The 19,673-nt window shown below is 70.7% G+C and carries 21 protein-coding genes; 16 read left to right on the top strand and 5 right to left on the bottom strand.

Annotation, left to right across the window (positions count from 1 at the left end; all coding sequences use genetic code 11):
- Window positions 1–14: 14 nt before the first annotated feature.
- Together ACRWK7_RS03505 and ACRWK7_RS03510 are read left to right on the top strand one after the other, a co-directional pair.
- Window positions 15–842 carry a substrate-binding domain-containing protein gene (locus tag ACRWK7_RS03505; RefSeq protein WP_431854786.1) on the top strand — a complete coding sequence of 276 codons (828 nt, stop codon included), beginning with the start codon at window positions 15–17 and terminating at the stop codon, window positions 840–842.
- Window positions 839–1,393, top strand: a complete 555-nt coding sequence (locus tag ACRWK7_RS03510; protein ID WP_431854787.1) for a rhodanese-like domain-containing protein — start codon at window positions 839–841, stop codon at window positions 1,391–1,393. Before ACRWK7_RS03505 ends, ACRWK7_RS03510 begins: the two co-directional genes overlap by 4 nt.
- An 8-nt stretch (window positions 1,394–1,401) precedes the next feature.
- Here the strand turns inward: ACRWK7_RS03510 and ACRWK7_RS03515 are convergent, their stop codons facing one another.
- Together ACRWK7_RS03515 and ACRWK7_RS03520 are read right to left on the bottom strand one after the other, a co-directional pair.
- Entirely contained in the window at window positions 1,402–1,923 is a 522-nt protein-coding gene (locus tag ACRWK7_RS03515; RefSeq protein ID WP_431854788.1) for a DUF2380 domain-containing protein, read from the bottom strand.
- A gap of 78 nt (window positions 1,924–2,001) precedes the next feature.
- Entirely contained in the window at window positions 2,002–2,196 is a 195-nt protein-coding gene (locus ACRWK7_RS03520; RefSeq protein WP_431854789.1) for a hypothetical protein, read from the bottom strand.
- A 286-nt stretch (window positions 2,197–2,482) separates the two neighbouring features.
- Here ACRWK7_RS03520 and ACRWK7_RS03525 point away from each other — a divergent pair, with 286 nt between their 5' ends.
- The gene (locus tag ACRWK7_RS03525; RefSeq protein WP_431854790.1) at window positions 2,483–2,677 is read left to right on the top strand and encodes a hypothetical protein; all 195 of its coding nucleotides are present in this window, start codon (window positions 2,483–2,485) and stop codon (window positions 2,675–2,677) included.
- A 3-nt stretch (window positions 2,678–2,680) separates the two neighbouring features.
- Here the strand turns inward: ACRWK7_RS03525 and ACRWK7_RS03530 are convergent, their stop codons facing one another.
- Window positions 2,681–3,337 carry a glutathione S-transferase family protein gene (locus tag ACRWK7_RS03530; RefSeq protein ID WP_431854791.1) on the bottom strand — a complete coding sequence of 219 codons (657 nt, stop codon included), beginning with the start codon at window positions 3,335–3,337 and terminating at the stop codon, window positions 2,681–2,683.
- Between the two features lie 113 nt (window positions 3,338–3,450).
- Between ACRWK7_RS03530 and ACRWK7_RS03535 the strand changes: the two genes are divergently transcribed.
- The 3 genes from ACRWK7_RS03535 (at window position 3,451) to ACRWK7_RS03545 (ending at window position 5,693) form a co-directional block, all read left to right on the top strand.
- A complete protein-coding gene (locus ACRWK7_RS03535) occupies window positions 3,451–4,302 on the top strand; it encodes a helix-turn-helix domain-containing protein (RefSeq protein ID WP_431854792.1) in 852 nt (283 codons plus the stop codon).
- Between the two features lie 28 nt (window positions 4,303–4,330).
- Window positions 4,331–4,687: a VOC family protein gene (locus tag ACRWK7_RS03540; RefSeq protein WP_431854793.1), complete on the top strand. Its 357-nt coding sequence runs from the start codon at window positions 4,331–4,333 to the stop codon at window positions 4,685–4,687.
- Window positions 4,688–4,805: 118 nt separating this feature from the next.
- The gene (locus ACRWK7_RS03545) at window positions 4,806–5,693 is read left to right on the top strand and encodes an alpha/beta fold hydrolase (RefSeq protein ID WP_431854794.1); all 888 of its coding nucleotides are present in this window, start codon (window positions 4,806–4,808) and stop codon (window positions 5,691–5,693) included.
- 13 nt (window positions 5,694–5,706) lie between these two features.
- Here ACRWK7_RS03545 and ACRWK7_RS03550 read toward each other — a convergent pair whose 3' ends face one another.
- Complete coding sequence (locus tag ACRWK7_RS03550) at window positions 5,707–6,693, bottom strand: LysR substrate-binding domain-containing protein (RefSeq protein ID WP_431854795.1); 987 nt, start codon at window positions 6,691–6,693, stop codon at window positions 5,707–5,709.
- A gap of 109 nt (window positions 6,694–6,802) precedes the next feature.
- Here ACRWK7_RS03550 and ACRWK7_RS03555 point away from each other — a divergent pair, with 109 nt between their 5' ends.
- The 10 genes from ACRWK7_RS03555 to ACRWK7_RS03600 all read left to right on the top strand — a co-directional run bounded on the left by ACRWK7_RS03555 (window position 6,803) and on the right by ACRWK7_RS03600 (window position 18,208).
- Entirely contained in the window at window positions 6,803–8,458 is a 1,656-nt protein-coding gene (locus tag ACRWK7_RS03555; RefSeq protein WP_431854796.1) for a thiamine pyrophosphate-binding protein, read from the top strand.
- 21 nt (window positions 8,459–8,479) lie between these two features.
- A complete protein-coding gene (gene amaB / locus ACRWK7_RS03560) occupies window positions 8,480–9,976 on the top strand; it encodes an L-piperidine-6-carboxylate dehydrogenase (RefSeq protein ID WP_431854797.1) in 1,497 nt (498 codons plus the stop codon).
- Between the two features lie 65 nt (window positions 9,977–10,041).
- Complete coding sequence (locus tag ACRWK7_RS03565; protein ID WP_431854798.1) at window positions 10,042–11,043, top strand: SDR family oxidoreductase; 1,002 nt, start codon at window positions 10,042–10,044, stop codon at window positions 11,041–11,043.
- 190 nt (window positions 11,044–11,233) lie between these two features.
- Window positions 11,234–11,398, top strand: a complete 165-nt coding sequence (locus ACRWK7_RS03570) for a hypothetical protein (protein ID WP_431854799.1) — start codon at window positions 11,234–11,236, stop codon at window positions 11,396–11,398.
- Between the two features lie 130 nt (window positions 11,399–11,528).
- Complete coding sequence (gene panC / locus ACRWK7_RS03575) at window positions 11,529–12,383, top strand: pantoate--beta-alanine ligase (RefSeq protein WP_431854800.1); 855 nt, start codon at window positions 11,529–11,531, stop codon at window positions 12,381–12,383.
- Between the two features lie 308 nt (window positions 12,384–12,691).
- Window positions 12,692–14,377, top strand: a complete 1,686-nt coding sequence (locus ACRWK7_RS03580) for an L-lactate permease (protein WP_431854801.1) — start codon at window positions 12,692–12,694, stop codon at window positions 14,375–14,377.
- Between the two features lie 177 nt (window positions 14,378–14,554).
- Entirely contained in the window at window positions 14,555–15,022 is a 468-nt protein-coding gene (locus tag ACRWK7_RS03585) for a flagellar basal body-associated FliL family protein (protein ID WP_431854802.1), read from the top strand.
- Between the two features lie 171 nt (window positions 15,023–15,193).
- Window positions 15,194–15,661: a flagellar basal body-associated FliL family protein gene (locus tag ACRWK7_RS03590; protein WP_431854803.1), complete on the top strand. Its 468-nt coding sequence runs from the start codon at window positions 15,194–15,196 to the stop codon at window positions 15,659–15,661.
- A 167-nt stretch (window positions 15,662–15,828) separates the two neighbouring features.
- A complete protein-coding gene (gene gor, locus ACRWK7_RS03595) occupies window positions 15,829–17,196 on the top strand; it encodes a glutathione-disulfide reductase (protein ID WP_431854804.1) in 1,368 nt (455 codons plus the stop codon).
- A 106-nt stretch (window positions 17,197–17,302) separates the two neighbouring features.
- Window positions 17,303–18,208, top strand: a complete 906-nt coding sequence (locus ACRWK7_RS03600; protein ID WP_431854805.1) for a manganese catalase family protein — start codon at window positions 17,303–17,305, stop codon at window positions 18,206–18,208.
- 3 nt (window positions 18,209–18,211) lie between these two features.
- Here ACRWK7_RS03600 and ACRWK7_RS03605 read toward each other — a convergent pair whose 3' ends face one another.
- A complete protein-coding gene (locus ACRWK7_RS03605) occupies window positions 18,212–19,573 on the bottom strand; it encodes an AmpG family muropeptide MFS transporter (protein WP_431854806.1) in 1,362 nt (453 codons plus the stop codon).
- Window positions 19,574–19,673: the final 100 nt, after the last annotated feature.

Genomic DNA, 19,673 nt, shown 5'->3' on the forward strand with positions numbered 1-19,673 from the left:
GGGGAGGGAGCCGCATGGGCGCAGCGCGGGCGGCGGGGATCGCCGCGGTCCTCGGGGTGGTGCTGGCGGCGCTTCCCGCGCTGGCCGCCGGCCCCTCGGTGCGCGACACCACCGCGCTGCGCGTCTGCGCCGATCCCAGCAGCCTGCCGTTCTCCAACACCGCGGGCGAGGGGTTCGAGAACAAGCTGGCGGAGATGGTGGCCGCCGAACTCGGCGTGCCGGTGCGCTACACGTGGTACCCGCAGTCGGTCGGCTTCGTACGCAACACGCTGGGCGCGCTGCGCTGCGACGTCATCATGGGGATGACCACCGCATCGGAGCTGGTGCAGAACACCAACCCCTACTACCACTCGGTCTACGCGCTGGTCTACCGACGGGAGTCCGGCCTGTCGGCGCGCACGCTCGGCGACCCGCAACTCGACGGCAAGCGGATCGGCGTCATCGCCGGCACGCCGCCAGCGTCGCAGCTGGCGGCGCTCGGCCGCCTCGCCTCCCTGCAGCCGTACCACCTCGTCGTCGACACCCGGGCGGAATCGCCGGGGCAGCAGATGATCGACGACGTCGCGCAGGGCAAGACCGACGCCGCCGTGGCCTGGGGGCCGGTGGCCGGCTACTTCGCCAAGCGGCATGGCGATGCGCTCACGGTGGTGCCGCTGACGGCGGAGACCGGCGGCACCCGCCTCGACTTCCGCGTCACGCTCGGCGTGCGCAACGGCGACGACGAGTGGAAGAAGACGCTCAACACCGTCCTCGCCAAGCTGCAGCCGCGCATCGACGCCTTGCTGACCGAGTACGGCGTGCCGCTGCTCGACGAGGCGGCGGAGCTGAGCCACACGCAATGACCGGCCGGGCGCTCCTGGCCCTGCTCCTCCTGCTGGCGGGCGTTGCCGGTGCGGCGGAGCCGCTGTTCGACGAGCGCGGCTACCGCGTCCGCGACTTCCGCGCCGACACCGGCGGGCCGCCGCCCGGCGTCGCGCTGATCGACACGGTCGATCTCGCGGCCCTGGTCGCGGCGGACGGCGCCGCGCTGGTCGACGTGCTGCCCGCGCCGCCGCGGCCGGCGACTCTGCCGGCGGGCGCGCTGTGGCTGCCGCCGGCGCGCAACGACATCCCCGGCAGTCTGTGGCTGCCCGACCTCGGCCTGCCGGCCCTGTCGCCGGAGCGCGCGACGCGTTTCCGCTCGACGCTCGACGCCTTCCTCGCCGGGCGCGCCCGGCCGGTGGTGGTCTATTGCCTGGAGCGCTGCTGGCTGTCGTGGAACGCGGCGCGCCGGCTGGCCGAATGGGGCATTCCCGACGTCCGCTGGTATCCCGAAGGCACCGACGGCTGGACCGCCGCCGGCCTGCCGACGGCCCGCGCCGAGCCCGCCGTCCGCCCCGAGGAGTTCCCGTAGCCGTCGTATCAGCGCAGGTCCGGCGCGTCCTCGCGCAGCCAGCGCACGAAGTAGTTGGCGGCCCGCAGCCACGCCGTGTCGTTGTCGCCGCGGAAGTCGAGGATCTTGCGGATCAGCACGTCGCCGCTCTTCCCGTCGCGGATCTCCACGTGCAGGGTGAGGATCAGCGCGCTCATGCGGAACACCCAGGCGGACAGCACCCGCTCGGCCCCCAGGCGCTCCGCCACCTCGACCAGGCAGGCCTCGCAGGCGTGCACCTCGCGCCGCGCGCGCAGCCGCGCCAGCAGGTCGGCCGCCGCAGCGTCGTCCAGCACCCGGTAGAGGCCATCGGCGTTCAAGCCGTCCTTCAGCGTCCGGGTCAGCAGCGCCGCGCGCGCGTCCCAGTCGCCCCGCCGCGAGACGTCGGACAGGTCGCCCTCCACCTCGGCGTCGAGGACCACGAGCGACTTGCGCTCGGCCGCCGCCGCCGGCACCGCGAGGGCCAGCAGCACGGCGAGCGGAACGAGGCGCCGGAACGCCGGACGGAGCATGCGAGCCTCCCTGGCACGGTGCCTCACAGTAGGTCACCGCGCGCGGGCGCTTGCCAATTGTGCTTAGGTCCAAACGCCTCAGGCGCGGGGCGGGCTGCAGGTCCAGCGGTGGATGTTCCACGCCGGATGCTCGCTGGTCCACTTGGCGGCGACGAACTGTGCCTCGCGCATGCACATCAGCGTGTTCTGGTAGGGCTCCTGGTACATCGGACGTTCCTGGTGGCAATCGGACGGCGACGACAGCATGCAGACGACGAAGACAAGCTCGATCACGACGGAAACCCCGTGAGTTGGAAGGTGAGGGGTAATACGATGGTCAGCGGTGTTTTGATCCTTCACCGCCGAAGGCCGGCAAGAGAACATTGGTGTTACATCCAATGTTCAGGAGTGGGGCCGGTGCCGGCCCGGCCGCGGCGGCAACCGCGGACAACAGTCACGAATTTCTTGAATCGAGCGGCCGGCGACTTGGATCGTACCTAAGTTGAATTGTGGGACATGGGACGGGGCGCACAATGATCGTGGCGCTTGAGCGGCGTACGATTCTTGAGCGGACGCTCATATGGACAACGAGACTTCCCTCGACACGCTTCCCGCCCACCTCAAGCCGGTGGCGGAGGCGCTTGTCGCGGAGCTCATGGCGAACCCGCTGCTTGCGGGCTTCTCGCCGCAGGCGCTGATGCAGCACGTCTGTTCGTCGAGCTTCCGCCGCACCCTGGAGCGCGAGCACCTCGCGCGCCAGAGCGGTCTGCGGTGACGCTCAGTCCCGGTCCGGCGCGCCGAGCGGGAAGAATTGGCGGTAGGGGCGCGCCTCGTCCACCGCGCGGGCGAAGGACGGCCGCGCCAGCAGGCGTTTCCGGTAGGCGCGCAGCGTGGCGAACTCCTCGGACATCGGGTGCGCCCAGTCGGCGTAGAACAGCGACGGCGCCGCCGCGCAGTCGGCGAGGCTGAAGGCGTCGCCGGCCGCCCAGTCGTGCCCTGCCAACGCGCCGTCCAGCCAGCGGTAGGCGGTGTCCAGCTGCGCCCGCGCCTCGGCGACGCCGAACGGATCGCGGTCGGCGGGGGCGCGCAGCGCGTCGAGGACGATCCGCTGCATGGGCGTCATGACGTAGTTGTCGAAGACACGGTCCATGGTGCGCACCGGCAGGGCGTCGCGCGGATCCTCCGGCAGCAAGCGCACCGGGCCGGGGTGGAACAGGCCGAGATGCTCGACGATGACGCTGGATTCCACCACCGTGCGGCCGTCGTCCACCAGCACCGGCATCCGCTTCAGCGGCCACAGCGCCGCGAACTCCCGCGCCGCCGGCTGGTCGGGGGCAAGCAGGCGCAGCTCGAACGGCGTGCCGTTCTCGTACAGCGCGATCAGCACCTTCTGGCAGTAGGACGAGAACGGGTGGGCGTAGAGCGTCAGCGCCATGATCTCTCTCCCCTTGGAACCGGTTGTGTTTTGCAGGCGGTTGCACGGTGGCCGACCTACCCCTACTTTGCAAGCGCACGGCGCCGGGGCAGTGCCCGCGCCGGGAGGACCGCATGGCCGCCACACCGTTGCTGGAGACACCGCTGCTGTCGGTCCTCGACTACCGTTGCGAGGCGCGTCCCGGCGACCCCTCCTTCGCCGAGGCGCACGCCACCTTCTCGGTCTCCTACGTGCGGCGCGGCAGCTTCGGGTGCCGAAAAGGGCGACACGCGTACGAGCTGGTCGCCGGGGCGCTGTTCGTCGGCCATCCCGGCGACGAGTACGCCTGCACGCACGACCACCACGACGGCGGCGACGAGTGCCTGTCCTTCCAGTTCGGCCCGGAGTTCGCCGCGCTGGTCGGCGGCGGAGCCGAGCTGTGGCGCACCGTCCGCGTGCCGCCGCTGCCCGAGCTGATGGTGCTGGGCGAGGTGGCGCAGGCCGCCGCCGAGGGGGTGGGCACCCTGTCGCTGGAGGAGGCCGGGTTGCTGCTCGCCGGCCGCTTCGCCGAGCTGGTGTCGGGCCGTGATCCGCAGGTCCCGCAGCCGGCGCCGCGTGACCGCCGCCGGGCGGTGGAGGCGGCGCTGTGGCTGGACGAGAACGCGCACGAGCCGGTGGACCTCTCCGCCGCCGCCGCGGTCGCCGGGCTCAGCCCGTACCATTTCCTGCGGCTGTTTGCGGCGGCGGTCGGCGTGACGCCGCACCAATACCTCGTCCGCGCCCGGCTGCGCCGCGCCGCCCGGCTGCTCGCCACCGACGAGCGGCCGGTCACCGACGTCGCCTACGATGCCGGCTTCGGCGACCTGTCCAACTTCGTGCGCACCTTCCACCGCGCCGCCGGGCTGTCGCCGCGCCGCTTCCGGCAGGCGGCGCGCGGCGACCGCAACTTTCTCCAAGAACGCTTCGCCGGCCTGTTCGTACGCTGACCCCGTCATCCACCACGGGAGGGTCATCATGTACGACCACGTCGGCCTGCACGTCACGGACCTCGCGGTCAGCGTGCGCTTCTACACCGCGGTTCTGGAGCCGCTCGGGCACGTGATCGGGTCCAGCGACGAGAGCGGCGCCGGCTTCGGGCCGCCGGGCGAACCGGCGCTTTGGCTCTACCCCGCGCGGGCGGCGACCAGGGCGCACGTGGCGTTCCGCGCAGACAACCGCGCGGCGGTGGACCGCTTCCACGCCGCCGGGCTGGACGCGGGCGGGCGCGACAACGGGGCGCCGGGCCTGCGCACGGACTACAGCCCCACCTACTACGCCGCGTTCCTGATCGACCCCGACGGCAACAACGTCGAGGCGGTCTGCACGCGCTGACGGACGGGCGGCGCCTGCCTGACCGGGGCCGCCCGCCCGAAGCCGCAGCGGGCTGGCGTCGCGCCGCGGAGCTGCTAAGGTTGCTCCGGTTCCGGGAAGGGAAGGGCCGATCGACCGCATGAGCACCGGGAAACCCGCGCCGACTTCGCGTTTCGTCACCTCGCAGCGCCTGCGCCTGCACGTCACGGACTGGGGAAACCCGGACGCCCCGCCGCTGCTGCTGGTGCACGGCGGGCGCGACCACGGCCGCAGCTGGGACTGGGTGGCCCAGGCGTTGCGCCCCGACTTTCACGTTCTGGCGCCCGACCTGCGCGGCCACGGGGAGTCCGACTGGGCGGTGGGCAGCAGCTACGGCATCGCCGAACTCGTCCACGACCTCGACCGGCTGGTCCGGCAGGAGGGGCTGGCGCCGGTGACCATCGTCGCCCATTCCCTGGGCGGGGCCGCCAGCCTGCTGTACGCCGGCCTGTTCCCCGAGGCGGTGCGCCGCATGGTGGTGGTCGAGGGCACGTGGCAGCTCGACCCCGCCTTCACCACCCGCTCGCGCAAGCCTGTCGAGGAGCGCATGCGCGGCTGGATGGACCAGCTGCGCGAACTGGAAACCCGTCAGCCGCGCGCCTACCGCACGCTGGACGAGGCGGTCGAGCGCATGCAGCGCGAGAACCCCCACCTCTCACCCGAGCAGGCGCGCCACCTGACCGAGCACGGCGTCCGCCGCCGTGAGGATGGTACCTACACCTGGAAGTTCGACCACCACATCCGTGCGATCGCCCCCAACCGCTTCGCCGACGAGGAGGTGGCGTCGCTGTGGTCGCGCATCGCCTGCCCGGTGCTGCTGGTGCACGGCGGCGCCAGCGCACATGGCGATCCGGCGGCGCTGGGGCTGCTGGCGCATTTTCAGGACGCGCGGGCGGTCACCATCGAGGGCGCCGGCCACTGGCCGCACCACGACCGGCTGGAGGAGTTTCTGACGGTGGTGCGGCCGTTCCTGGGTGAGGCGCCGTAATTTATCCCCCTCCCTAACCCTCCCCCTCTTCGAGGGAGAAGGAACTCCGCCCCTCCGCCCCCTCCACCGCAACGCGGAAGAGGGGTGGGGAGGGGGCTAACCTGCTCACGCCGGCCCGCGCCTCGGCCAGCAGCCACCGCCGGAACGCCGCGAAGGGCGGATACCCGCCGCGGCCCTCCGGGTGCACCAGATGGTACGCCCGCGAGCCGCGGTATGGCCGATCCAGCGCCGGCACCAGGGCTCCCAGCCGCAGTTCCGCCTCCACCAGCAGCGTCGGCAGCATCGCCACGCCCAGCCCGGCGACGGCGGCCTGGGCGGTGGTGGCGAACTGCTCGAAATGCATGCCGGCGCCCTCGATCGCGTCGATCCCCTGCGCCGAGAACCACTCCGCCCAGGCGTCCGGCCGGGTGGTGGTGTGCAGCAGCGGCAGCGCCGCGAGGTCGGCCGGCGACGCCACCGGGTGCGCCGCCAGGAAGGCCGGGGCGCACACCGGCAGCACCTCCTCGTCCATCAGGCGGTCGCAGACGGCGCCCGCCCAGTCCGGCTCGCCGAAGTGGATGGCGGCGTCCAGGTCCTCGGTGCTGAAGTCGAAGGGCGCCAGCTTGGTGCTGAAATGGATGATGATCTCCGGGTTCGCCCGCTGGAAGGCGGGCAGGCGCGGCACCAGCCAGCGCGTCCCGAAGGTCGGCAGGATGGCCAGCTTCAGCACCCCGCCGCGCGGCGCCCCGATCACCCGCAGCGACGCCGAACGGATGCGGTGCAGGGCGCCCCGCACCTCCTCCGCGTACGCCGTGCCGGCCGGGGTCAGCGTCACGCGCAGCCCCTGGCGGACGAACAGCGGGCACCCCAATTGCTCCTCCAGCGCCTTGACCTGACGGCTGATCGCCCCCTGGGTCAGCGACAGCTCGCGCGCCGCGACGGTGAAGCTGCCGGTGCGCGCCGCGGCCTCGAAGGCGGTCAGCGCGCTCATGGAGGGGAGGAGGCGGCGTTGCAGGCTCATGGCTCATTACCATAGCTCATGAACGGGCGAAGGAAAATCGTTTGCCCTCGGCGGCAAGGGCGCAGACTATCGGCGCAAAGATCATGATCGGCGTTGAAGGGGTTCGGGGATGAAGACCGGTGGCCAGCTGATCGTCGCCGCGCTGGAGGCGCAGGGCGTCGAGCGCGTGTTCTGCGTGCCGGGCGAGAGCTACCTCGCCGTGCTCGACGCGCTGCACGACTCCGCCATCCGCACCGTGGTGTGCCGGCACGAGAGCGGCGCCGCGATGATGGCGGAGGCGGTGGGCAAGCTGACCGGCCGTCCCGGCGTCTGCATGGTCACCCGCGGCCCCGGCGCCACCAACGCCTCGGCCGGCATCCACATCGCGCAGCAGGATTCCTCCCCGCTGGTGATGCTGGTCGGGCAGATCGAGCGCGGTATGCGCGGCCGCGACGCCTTCCAGGAGGTCGACTACCGCCAGATGTTCGGCGGCATGGCCAAGTGGGTGGCGGAGATCGACAGCGCCGAGCGTGTGCCGGAGATGATCAGCCGCGCCTTCCACACCGCCATGTCCGGCCGCCCCGGCCCCGTGGTGCTGGCGCTGCCGGAGGACGTGCTGGTAGAGACCGCCGACGTGGCGCCCGCCGCGTCCGCCGTCGCGGTGGACAGCGCGCCGACGTCGGCGCAGATGGCCGAACTGGCGGCCCTGCTGGGCAAGGCCGAGCGTCCGCTGGTGCTGGCCGGCGGCTCGCGCTGGACGGCCGGGGCGGTGGACGCCCTGCGCCGCTTCGCCGAGCGGTTCGAGCTGCCGGTGGCCGTCAGCTTCCGCCGCCAGATGCTGTTCGACCACGCGCACCGCTGCTACGCCGGCGACGTCGGCCTGGGCATCAACCCGAAGCTGGCGGCCCGCGTGCGCGATGCCGACCTGCTGCTGCTGCTCGGCGGCCGTTTCTCCGAGGTGCCGTCGCAGAGCTACGACCTGCTCGGCATCCCCGAGCCGAAGGCGGCGTTGGTGCACGTCCACTCCGCCCCGGAGGAACTCGGCCGCGTCTACCATCCGACGCTCGCGGTCAATGCCACCCCCGGCGCCTTCCTGGAGGCGGCCGCGGGCCTGCCCGACCTGGCGCCGCGCTGGGCCGAGCGCACCACCGCCGCCAACGCCGACTACCGCGCCTGGAGCGAGGTGCCGCCGACCACCCCCGGCGCCGTGCGCATGGGCGAGGTGATGCTGTGGCTGCGCGAGAACCTGTCCGCCGACGCCGTCATGACCAACGGCGCCGGCAACTACGCCACGTGGCTGCACCGCTTCTGGCGCTTCCGCCGGTTCGGCACGCAGGTGGCGCCGGCCTCGGGCTCCATGGGGTACGGGCTGCCGGCGGCGATCTCGGCCAAGCTGGCGCACCCGGAGCGCGACGTGGTGTGCTTCGCCGGCGACGGCTGCTTCCAGATGACCGGCCTGGAGTTCGGCACCGCCGTGCAGGAGGGCGCCGCCGTCATCGTGCTGGTGATCGACAACGGCATGTACGGCACCATCCGCATGCACCAGGAGCGCGAATACCCCGGCCGCGTCTCCGGCACGGCGCTGCGCAACCCCGACTTCGCCGCCTTCGCCCGCGCCTACGGCGGCCATGGCGAGACGGTGGAGCGCTCGGAGGACTTCGGCCCCGCCTTCCAGCGCGCCCGCGCCTCCGGCCTGCCGGCGATCGTGCACGTGAAGATCGATCCCGAGGCCTTGACGCCGAACCGCACCCTGTCCGAGATCCGCGCGGCCGGAAAGCCGCGCTGACCCATTCCAGGAGTTTCACCCGTGTCCCACGCCGACATCCTCGCCCGCTTCGGCCTCGATCCCAACGCCGCCGGCCCCGCCATCGCCGTCCGTTCGCCGGTCGACGGCAGCGTCGTCGGCCACGCCGCCGAGACGCCGGTCTCGGCGGTGCCCGACCTCGTGGCCAACGCGCAGCGCGCCTTCGCCGCGTGGCGCTCCGTCCCGGCGCCGAAGCGCGGCGAGCTGGTCCGCCTGCTCGGCGAGGAGCTGCGCGCCGCCAAGGAGGACCTCGGCCGGCTGGTGACGCTGGAGGCCGGCAAGATCCTCCAGGAGGGCCTGGGCGAAGTGCAGGAGATGATCGACATCTGCGACTTCGCGGTCGGCCTGTCGCGCCAGCTCTACGGCCTGACCATCGCGTCGGAGCGCCCCGGCCACGCCATGCGCGAGACCTGGCACCCGATGGGCCCCTGCCTGGTGATCAGCGCCTTCAATTTCCCGGTCGCGGTCTGGGCGTGGAACGCGGCGCTGGCGCTGGTGTGCGGCGACCCGGTGGTGTGGAAGCCGTCGGAGAAGACGCCGCTGACCGCGCTCGCCTGCCGGACGATCTTCGAGCGTGCGGTAGCCCGCTTCGGCGACGCGCCGGCGCACTTGCTGCAGGTCGCCATCGGCGGGCGCGATCTCGGCGAGGCGCTGGTCGCCAGTCCGGACCTGCCCATCGTCTCGGCCACCGGCTCGACCCGCATGGGGCGCGAGGTGGCGGCGGTGGTCGCCGGGCGCTTCGGCCGCTCCATCCTGGAGCTGGGCGGCAACAACGCCATGATCGTGGCGCCCAGCGCCGATCTGGAACTGGCGGTGCGCGCCATCCTGTTCTCGGCGGTGGGCACCTGCGGCCAGCGCTGCACCACGCTGCGCCGGCTGATCGTCCACAAGGACGTGCGCGACCGGCTGCTGCCGCGCCTCAAGGCCGCCTACGCCTCGGTTCCCATCGGCAACCCGCTGGAGGCTGGCACGCTGGTCGGTCCGCTGGTCGATGCCGGCGCCCATGAGGCGATGCAGCGCGCGCTGGACGCCGCCCGCGCCGACGGCGGCACGGTGAGCGGCGGCGAGCGCGTGCTGGCCGACCACTTTCCGGAGGCCTTCTACGTCCGGCCGGCCATCGTCGAGATGCCGGCACAGACGGACATCGTCCGGCACGAGACCTTCGCGCCGATCCTCTACGTGCTGTCCTACGAGACGCTGGAGGAGGCCATCGCCCTGCAGAACGCGGTGCCGCAGGGCCTGTCGTCCTGCATCTTCTCCACCGACGTGCGGGAGACCGAGCGCTTCCTGTCGGCGGCCGGGTCCGACTGCGGCATCGCCAACGTCAACATCGGCCCGTCGGGCGCCGAGATCGGCGGCGCCTTCGGCGGCGAGAAGGAGACCGGCGGCGGGCGCGAGTCCGGCTCGGACTCCTGGAAGGCCTACATGCGCCGGCAGACGGCGACGGTGAACTACTCCGACGCGCTGCCGCTGGCGCAGGGGATCAAGTTCGAGCTGTAGGAACCACGGGCGGCGGGGGGCGGTTGCTTGGGGCGGTTGCGACCACCCCAAGCACAGGTTCCCCGATGACCGACAAGCCCTTCGACAAGCACGCCCGCGAGGCCGACCGCACCGCCGACGCGCATCGCCGCATCCAGGAGCGCGTCGACGGCCAGGACGCGCGCCAGCCGAAGCAATCCGGCTCCCAGGAGGCGGTGCAGGCCGGCGCGCGCGCGCATCCCGCGCCGCCGCTGCCCAAGCAGCACCTCAAGAAGCCCGGCCTGGAATCCGACCTCGACCCGCGGCCGCAGTACACGGCGCCGCAGTACAAGGGCTCGGAGAAGCTGCAGGGGATGGCGGCGATCATCACCGGCGGCGATTCCGGCATCGGCCGCTCGGTTGCGGTGCTGTTCGCCCGCGAGGGCGCCGACGTCGCCATCGTCTACCTCGACGAGCACCCCGACGCCGAGGAGACCAGGCGCGCCGTTGAGGCGGAGGGGCGCCGCTGCATCCTGATCCCCGGCGACGTCAGCAACGCCGCCTTCTGCCGCGACGCGGTGGAGCGGGCGGTGCGCGCGTTCGGCCGGCTCGACATCCTGGTCAACAACGCCGCCTTCCAGGAGCACGTCTCGCGCTTCGAGGACCTGGACGAGGAGCATTTCGACCGGACGATCAGGACCAACCTGTACGGCTACTTCCATATGGCCAAGGCGGCGGTGCCGCACCTGAAGTCCGGCGCGTCGATCATCAACACCGGCTCGGTCACCGGGATCACCGGCAACAAGGACCTGCTCGACTACTCGACCACCAAGGGCGGCATCCACGCCTTCACCAAGTCGCTGTCGGAACACCTGCTGGACCGCGGCATCCGCGTCAACGCCGTGGCGCCGGGGCCGGTGTGGACCCCGCTCAACCCCGCCGACAAGCCGGCCGAGGGGGTGGCCCAGTTCGGCGCCCACGCGCCGATGCGCCGTCCGGCGCAGCCGGAGGAGGTGGCTCCGGCCTATGTCTTCCTCGCCGCGCCGGTCTGCTCCAGCTACATCACCGGCGAGATCATTCCGATCCTGGGCGGCTACATCAGCCGGTGAGGAAGGAGTCGCGTTCCGCTGCTTGGGATGATAAAGGTTCGCGCTCGGATCCAAAAATAATAAGCGCGGCGCACTGCTGGCAGAGCGAACAGTATTTGTCGCGCCGCGTCGAATTGATGCGCGACATTCTGGCATGCAAGCGTTATAACCGCACCCAACATATTTCACCCCAGATCCGGACCCGAGTCGCATGGAAAACCTCCGCACCACTCTGCTTTCCGCCGTCGCCCTGGTCATCGTGCTCGCCCTGCTGGGCACTTCCGTCGTGGTCGCGCCGCACCTGCTGGTGCTGGTGATGTCGCTGGCCGCGATGACCTACATCGGCGGCATGGTCTTCCTGACGCTCGGCAAGTAACACCCGGTCCGCGGGCGGGGGCCTTCCTCCGCCCGCCGGTCTCCGTCCTCCCTCCGCCTTAAGCTGGACAAAGCGCTGCCGGGCGGATTATTGGAGCGCACCGATGTTTCCGGAGCGACAGGAGGCCGCCATGGACACCCTTCCCATCGTGCGCACGGTGGCCGACCTGCGGGCCCAGGTCGCGGCGTGGCGCCGTGAGGGCCTGACCGTCGCGCTGGTGCCGACCATGGGGGCGCTGCACCCCGGGCATATGGCCCTGGTCGAACGGGCCCGCACGCTGGCCGACAAGGTGGTCGCCAGCGTCTTCGTGAACCCCACCCAGTTCGCTCCGCACGAGGACTTCGAGCGCTACCCGCGCGACGAGGCGGGCGACGCCGCCAAGCTGCTGGCCGCCGGCTGCCACCTGCTCTACGCCCCCTCGGTGGCCGAGATGTACGCGGAGGGCCGCTGCACCACCATCGCCGTCGGCGGTCCCGCCGAGGGGCTGTGCGGCGCCTTCCGTCCGCAGATGTTCGGTGGCGTGGCGCTGGTGGTGACCAAGCTGTTCCTGCAGGCGCTGCCGGACGTCGCCGTGTTCGGCGAGAAGGACTATCAGCAGCTCCAGGTGATCCGCCGCTTTACCCGCGACCTCGACATTCCCGTGCGGGTCGATGGCGCGCCGACGGTGCGCGAGGCGGACGGCCTCGCCATGTCCTCGCGCAACGCCTACCTCGGCGCCGACGAGCGCGCCCGCGCCCCGGCGCTGTACGCGGCGCTGACCGAGGCGGCGGAGGCGCTGTCCACGGGAGCCGCGGCCGGCCCGGTGCTGGAGACGGTGAAGGCGCGCATCGCCGTCGCGGGCTTCGGCTCCATCGACTATGTCGAGCTGCGCGACGCCGACACGCTGGCGCCGGTGGACCGTGTCGAACGCCCGGCGCGCCTGCTCGCCGCCGCCTGGATGGGCAAGGCCCGCCTGATCGACAACGTGCCGGTGGCGACGGCTTAGCCTGGCTCCCCGCCAGCGCCGCGGCGAACAGCGGCACCGGTTGCAGCGGCCGGCGGCGGACGGTGTCCGTCGTCGCGGCCCTGCGCCGCTCCACTGCGCTCATCACGATATCCAGCAATTGAGGGGCACCCTGCACGCGTAGGGTCCGAACAGACCCGGCCGTGCCCCATCATGGCAGCGGGCGCGGTCCTGTGACGACAGCGTTCCGAGCGGCAAGTCGTTCACCGATCGTTGATTGTTCGCTTATCGAACAATATGGTACGACCACTCGATGCACGCGGTTAAAAGAACAAAAGAGAGGGTAGGGAATGTGGAACCAAGTCTATAATCCCACGGGGAGCGCCGTGCTCTCCACGCTCATCGCCGCGGCGCCGGTGGTGGTGCTGCTGGGCCTGATCGCGTTCGCGAAGATGCAGGCGCACATCGCGGCGCTGATCACGCTGGTGGTCGCGCTGACCGTCGCCATCCTCGTGTTCACCATGCCGGCCAGCATGGCCTTCGAGGCGTCGTTCCTCGGCGCGCTGACCGGCCTGTTCCCGATCGGCTGGATCATCCTCAACGTCATCTTCCTGTACCGCCTGACGGTGGAGAACGGGTCGTTCAAGGTGCTGCAGGACTCGATCGCCGGCATCACGCCGGACCGGCGGCTGCAGCTGCTGCTGGTGGCCTTCGCCTTCGGCGCCTTCTTCGAGGGGGCGGCCGGGTTCGGCACGCCGGTGGCGGTGACCGGCGCCATCCTGATGGGCCTGGGCTTCTCGCCGCTGGCGGCGTCCGGCCTGTCGCTGATCGCCAACACGGCGCCGGTGGCCTACGGCGCGCTCGGCACGCCCATCGTCACGCTGGCGGCGGTGACCGGGCTGGACGCCTTCCAGCTCGGCGCCATGGCGGGCCGGCAGCTGCCGTTCTTCTCGCTGCTGGTGCCGTTCTGGCTGATCTCCGCGTTCGCCGGCTGGCGCGGCATGATGCAGATCTGGCCGGCGATCCTGGTCTGCGGCGTGTCCTTCGCGGTGCCGCAGTTCCTGGTGTCCAACTACCACGGCCCGTGGCTGGTGGACGTGGTGGCGGCCCTGGTGTCGATGGGCTGCCTCGTCGCCTTCCTCAAGGTGTGGAAGCCCGGCACCGTCTGGACCAGCCCGGCCCTGCGCCACCACGACATCAGCGCCCCGGATGCCCGTCCGTCCTCGGTCGGCGCCGCGGCCACGCCGCCGCGGTTCCAGCGCCACGACAGCGGCGAGGTGATCCGCGCCTGGGTGCCGTGGATCATCCTGTGCGTGTTCGTCTTCGTCTGGGGCACGCAGACCTTCAAGGACATCGTCAATCCGCTGTTCTTCCCGAAGTTCCCCATCGAAGGCCTGCACAACATGGTGCAGAAGGTGCCCCCGGTGGTCGCCAAGCCGTTGCCCGAGGCGGCGGTCTTCAACTTCAACTTCCTCAGCATGACCGGCACCGGCATCTTCCTGGCGGCGGTGGTCAGCGGCTTCGTCATGGGCTATGGGCCTGGGCGCCTGATCCGCGCCTACGGCGAGACGCTGTGGGTGGTGCGCTATTCGCTGATCACCATCGCGGCGATGCTGGCGCTGGGCACGCTGACCCGCTACTCGGGCGTGGACGCTACGCTGGGTCTGGCGTTCGCCGGCACCGGCGTACTGTTCCCGTTCTTCTCGGCGCTGCTGGGCTGGCTGGGCGTGGCGCTGACCGGGTCGGACACGGCGTCCAACGTGCTGTTCGGCGGCCTGCAGAAGATCACCGCGGAACAGCTGGGGCTGTCGCCGGTGCTGATGGCGGCCACCAACTCCTCGGGCGGCGTGATGGGCAAGATGATCGACGCGCAGTCCATCGTCGTCGCCTCGACCGCCACCGGCTGGTTCGGGCATGAAGGTGAGATCCTGAAGTACGTGTTCTGGCATTCCATCGTGCTGGCCTGTCTGGTCGGCGGGCTGGTGATGCTGCAGGCCTACGTTCCTCCGTTCACGCACATGGTGGTCGGCGGATAGCGGGCGGTCCGATGGCCGGCGGTGCGGGTGCGTCCGTGCCGCCGGCCGTTCGGCCGCCCCGCGATGCCCGAGTCCACCAGGCGGAATATGGCGACGGCAGCGTTTGACCCATCCCCCGATTCGGCCCATAGTGACCCTGTTGGGATATCAGGCTCCACGCGGGGCAGGCGGGGCGGTGTGCGGATCGTATTTCGGCGGAGCAACGGCGAAGCCATCGCGCTCAGCTTCCCGATCATCGTCACGGCGCTGCTGATCCTGCTGGCGCTGATGGGCGGCGTCGGCGTGGCTGTGGTGAACCGATCCTCCTCCCGCGTCGATGAGCGCGACGTGGTCGCCCGGATGGGCGCCAAGAAGAACTACGCGGTGCTGCCGGAGATGTCGGTGGCGCTGGGCGGCGGAAACCGCACCATGGACCTGCGCGTCCGCCTCGAGCTGGACCCCCAGGTCGATCCCAAGATCACCGATCCCTACGCCGCGCGCATCGCCGACCGCCTGAGCGACCGCATGCGCGAGGTCGAGCCGGAGCGCCTCGCCGGCGCCGACGGCGCCCGGCTGATGAAGAACACCATCACCTCGGTCGTCGACCGCGAGGTTCGCTCCATCAAGGTGCGCGACGTGCTGCTGGAGAGCATGGTCATCCGCTGAGGGCGGTCGGCATTTTTCTAAAATCCGCTACGAAATTCGAACCGTTTCCATTGCAAAGTAAAACGGCAGTGCTTTGCAAAGGTAAATAGCATCCAACACTCTAAAATACCTGTATTTGACGATTGCGTCAGGCCTCCCTAAGGTCAAATCCGTGACCTCGGAGGAAAGAGTATGGCCATCACCAGGAAATCGGCGACCGAAGCCGCCACGTCGGAGCGTTCGCTTCGCCGCGGCATGCTGGTGCTGGCCGCGCTGATGGTCGGACTGGCGATCACCGGGGTTGGCGGGGCCGCGCTGTTCGGCATCAAGTCCGCGCAGGCCGGCAAGACCCCGGGCGGCCCGGTCTTCGCCCCGCTGCCGTCGCTGGAGTTCGCGCTGTCCGACGGGGAACGCACCCGGCAGGTCGATCTCGACGTCGTGCTGGAACTGCCGCAGGGCATGGAGAAGGCGCAGCTCGCCGCGCACGTCACCCGCATCGCCAACGCGCTGAACGCCCGCCTGATCGAGGTGGAGCCCGGCGATCTGGCCGGGCCGGCCGGCACCCAGCGCGTCAAGGACGTGGTCAGCGCCACCGCCGACCGCGAGCTGCGCCCGATGCGGGTGCGGCAGGTGCTGCTGCAGAAGCTCGTGATGCGCTGAACCGAAGCCGCCCGCCCTCGCTCACCCCGACAGCACACTGCACAAGGCAATGTGCGAAAAGGGCCCATGCGCCTTTGACGGGGCGGCCCTTCGCCGCATCCCCCCTCGACAGCCGGGCCGCAAAGCACCACCATCCCTGCCAAGAATGAGAAGGCAAGGAGACCGGCGTGGCGGAGTTCGATTTTGACCTGTTCGTGATCGGGGCCGGGTCCGGCGGCGTGGCGGCCAGCCGGCGTGCGGCGTCCTATGGCGCCCGCGTGGCGATCTGCGAGGGCAGCCGGGTCGGCGGCACCTGCGTGATCCGCGGCTGCGTGCCGAAGAAGCTGCTGGTCTACGCCAGCCAGTTCCGCGACGCCTTCGCCGACGCCTGCGGCTATGGCTGGGACAGCCACGTGCCCGCCTTCGACTGGCCGACGCTGATCGCCAACAAGGACAAGGAGATCGACCGGCTGAACGGCATCTACATCAAGATGCTGGAGGGCTCGGGCGTGAAACTGTTCGAGGGCCACGGCCGGCTGATCGACCGCCACACCGTGGAGGTCGCCGGGCAGCGTCACCGCGCCAGGACCATCCTGATCGCCACCGGCGGCTGGCCGTCGCTGCCCGACATTCCGGGCATCGAGCACGCCGCCACCTCCAACGAGGCGCTGCATCTGGAGCAGCTGCCGCACTCCGTGCTGATCCTCGGCGGCGGCTACATCGCGGTGGAGTTCGCCAGCATCTTCCGCGGCCTCGGCGCCCAGGTCACGCTGATGATCCGCGGCGAGGAACTGCTGAACGGCTTCGACGACGACATCCGCGTGGCGCTGGCGCAGGAGATGCGCAAGCGCGGCATCGAGATCATCGCCCGCACCAAGCCGGTGAAGGTGGCGGAAGGGCCGGGCGGCTGGACGCTGACCGACCACCTGGGCCGCGAGCATTCGGCCGGCCTGATCATGGCGGCGACCGGCCGGCGGCCGAACACCAAGGGCCTCGGCCTGGAGGAGATCGGCGTCGCGCTCGACGAGGGCGGGGCGGTCAAGGTGGACGCATGGTCGCGCACCAGCGTGGACAACATCTACGCCGTCGGCGACGTGACCGACCGCATGGCGCTGACTCCCATCGCCATCGCCGAGGGCCGCGCGCTGGCCGAGACGCTCTACAACGACAACCCGATGCGCATCGGCTACGACAACGTGGCGACCGGCGTCTTCTCGCTCCCACCGCTCGGCACTGTCGGGCTGACCGAGGCGGAGGCGCGGGCGAAGTACCCGAAGGTGGACATCTACCGCACCGGCTTCCGGCCGATGAAGCACACGCTGTCCGGCCGCGACGAGCGGGTGCTGATGAAGCTGGTGGTGGACGGGGACTCGCAGCGCGTGCTGGGCTGCCACATGATGGGCATGGACGCGCCGGAGATCGTCCAGGGCCTCGCCATTGCGCTGAACATGGGCGCCACCAAGGCCGACTTCGACCGCACCATCGCGCTGCACCCCTCCACCGCCGAGGAGTTCGTATTGATGCGCGAGAAGGTGGCGGAGCCGGCGAAATTATAAGCCAAAAAATTGTGGGTATGCCCGACGGGTATAGCTTGGAACGTTTCTAAACAGACCTGTGTTGTCGGGGGACCTCTCATCCAGCGCGGAGAAAGGATCCCCCGGCATGTTCATGCACAACAAGAACCTGATGTACACGGTGCGCGTTTCCGAGCCCGACCCGAAGCTCGCCAGCCTGATGCTGGAGCAGTTCGGCGGTCCGCAGGGCGAACTGGCGGCGGCCATGCGCTACTTCACGCAGGGCATCGCCGACGAGGACCCCGGCCGCAAGGACATGCTGATCGACATCGCCACGGAGGAGCTGAGCCACCTGGAGGTGATCGGCTCCATCGTCGCCATGCTGACCAAGGGCGCCAAGGGCAAGCTGGCCGAGGGGGCGGAGGCGACCGCCGACCTCTACGCCAACATCACCCAGGGCAGCGGCAGCCACACGCTGCAGCTCCTCTACGGCGGCGGGCCGGCGCTGGTGAACTCGGCGGGGCAGCTGTGGACCGGCGGCTACATCGATTCCATCGGCGAGCCGACGGCCGACCTGCGCTCCAACATCGCGGCGGAATCGCGCGCCAAGATCATCTACGAGCGGCTGATCAACATCACCAACGACCCCGGCGTCAAGGACGCGCTGACCTTCCTGATGACGCGCGAGGTCGCGCACCAGAAGATGTTCGAGAAGGCGCTGTACTCCATCGAGAACAACTTCCCGCCGGGCAAGCTGCCGGGCAACCCGGACTACACCGACAAGTACTACAACATGAGCACCGGCCCCGGTGACGCGCGCGGCCCGTGGAACCAGGGCGACCAGTGGGAGTTCGTCGAGGTCAAGGCGAACCAGAAGCCGGTCAACGGCGGCGATGGCAACCCGACGGTGCGCCTCGCGGCCGAGGAGATGAAGGCCATCGAGCAGGCCGCCATGCGCACCAAGTCGCGCACCGACCTCGATCCGGTGACGGGTGCCGACCTGGGCGCCGGGCCGGGGGCGGGGAAGACGAAGAAGGTGACGACGAAAGGCTGAGGCCTACTCCGCGGAGCCGGCCGGCGCCGGCTCCGCGACCACTTCGCCACGCGTCCGTCCCATCAGCCACAGCAGGATCAGCAACCCCGGCAGCGCCCCGGCCATCGACAGCAGGAAGAAGCTGACCCAGTCCATGCGGTCGGCCAGCACGCCGGAGAACGATCCGAAGAGATCGCCGCCCAGCTTGTAGAAGCTGGACAGCAGCGCGTACTGCGTCGCCGTGTAGGCGGCGTCGCACAGGCTGGACAGATAGGCCACGAAGGCGGCGGTGGCGATGCCGCCGCAGAGGTTTTCCACCGCCACCGCGGCGGCCAGCGCGCCGACGTCGTGGCCGGCCTTGGCCAGCAGCACGAAGCCCAGGTTCGACACCATCTGCATGACGCCGCCGATCAGCAGTCCGCGCAGCACGCCAACGCGGCTGACCACCACGCCGCCGATCAGCCCGCCGATGATCGTCGCCCACAGGCCGAACACCTTGGTGACGTTGGCGATCTCCGTCTTCTCGAAGCCCAGGTCGACGTAGAAGGGCGCCGCCATCACGCCGGCCAGCACGTCGCCCAGCTTGTAGCAGGCGATGAACAGCAGGATGGCGATCCAGGCGCGGCGCGTCATGAACTGCGCGAACGGCGCCACCACCGCGCCGTACAGCCACGCCAGCAGCTCGGCCCGCCGGCCGGTCAGGTGCGGCCGGGCGGCCAGCCAGTCGGCGACGTGCCGCTCGCGCGCCTCCGAGGCCGCCGAGACCGCGACCTTCGGCTCGCGGTTCAGCAGGATGGTGATCATCCCCACCGTCACCAGCGCCGCCATGGTGTAGTAGGCGACGTGCCAGCCGAAGAACTCCGCCACGTACAGCGCGCCCGCGCCCGCCGCCAGCATGCCGAACCGGTAGCCCAGCACCAGCGTCGCGGCGCCCGCGCCCTGCTGGTCCTCGTTGAGGCTCTCGACGCGGTAGGCGTCGATGACGATGTCCTGGCTGGCCGAGCAGAAGGCGACCACCACCGCCAGCATCGCCGTCCACCACAGGTCCTTCACCGGGTCGGTCGAGCCGAGACCGACCAGCGCCAGCATCAGCGCCGCCTGGCTCACCAGCGCCCAGCCGCGCCGCCGCCCGAAGACGCGCGTGATGACGGGCAGGTGCAGCCGGTCGATGAGCGGCGCCCAGACGAACTTCAGCGCGTAGGGCATGGTGACCAGCGCGAACAGCCCGATGGCGGTCTTGCTGATGCCGCCCTCGCGCAGCCACACCGACAGCGTGGACCCGGTCAGCGCCAGCGGCAGCCCCTCGGAGAATCCCAGGAACAGGATGGCGATGATCCGGCGGTCGAGATAGACGGCGGCGGCTTGGCCCCAGGACGACGCTTTCACCGGTGCGGATCCCTCGCAGCGCAGGACGATGCCTGTTTATAGGCGGGCGGGCGTGCGGCGGCGAGGGTGGTTTTTCGGCCCGGTCCGCTATTCCGTCAGG

It is taken from the genome of Azospirillum sp. (assembly GCF_050789165.1).